This window comes from Mycobacterium sp. IDUB_19 (assembly GCF_055419445.1).
Window position 1 is genome coordinate 1 of the sequence record NZ_JBVAXR010000183.1, and the last position, 892, is coordinate 892.

The 892-nt window shown below is 68.2% G+C and carries 2 protein-coding genes; both read left to right on the forward strand.

The window, feature by feature from the left end:
• Nucleotides 1-683, forward strand: a 683-nt coding sequence (locus ACZY0B_RS27805; protein ID WP_463767430.1) for a PPE family protein, SVP subgroup, incomplete at its 5' end; no start/stop codon positions are given.
• 72 nt (nt 684-755) lie between these two features.
• On the forward strand, nt 756-892 hold a 137-nt coding region (locus ACZY0B_RS27810), incomplete at its 3' end, for a PPE domain-containing protein (protein WP_463767431.1).

Sequence of the window (892 nt, forward strand, 5' to 3'; positions counted from 1 at the left end):
CCACGTCGGGGACCAACACCGCGACCCACCTATCGCAACTGGCGACCACGACGGCGCCGGCTGCGCAGACCCTGTCGTCGACGGCTGCCGCCGCCCCGTCGACAGGACTGACGGTGCCGCCCGCCGTGACCAACTGGAACACCATTTGGTCGGCCATCACCGGCGTCTACTCGCCCCAGTCATGGAGCACCATCCCCGGTGGCCCGTTCCTGTCATTCGGGCAGACGTACGCGTGGGCCCAAAACGGGCAGTCGGCCCAGGCCTATCTGGCCGGGCCGAAGTTCATCAAAGGTCAGTTGGAGCCGTTGACCAGGGCAGCCAGCGGGATCCATCCGATGCTGAGCTCCGCGGTTGGTGGCGGCCCGGTCACCGGGTCGATGGGCAAGGCGTCCCTGGTCGGAAGCATGTCGGTGCCACAGGGGTGGACGGAAGCGGCGCCGAACATCAGGATGCTCGCGCAGGCGCTGCCCACCAACTTGGCGGCCGCCCCGGCTGCCATGGTCGGCGAGGAAGGCGCTTTCAGCCAGATGGCGTTGTCCAGCCTGGCCGGCCGCGCCGTGGCCGCCACCGCAACCCATTCGGTCAGCGGCGGTGCCGCGACGGCAGCCACATTGGGCGGCATCGTCGCCGAAGCCGACCCAGCCGCCGCCACCATCATCGTCATACCGGCCCTGGAGGACTGACCGCGATGAACACGACGCGCAGCAATTCAGCACGGTCCATCCAAGCGCTCGGCGCCAGGTAAGGGGACAGAGATGTTTTATGCAGCCTTTCCGCCGGAGTTCAACTCGGGCCGGATGTACGCCGGTCCCGGCGCGGAGTCGTTGGTGGCGGCCGCCACTGCCTGGGAGAACCTGTCCACCGAACTGCAATCCACCGCGACCTCCTACTC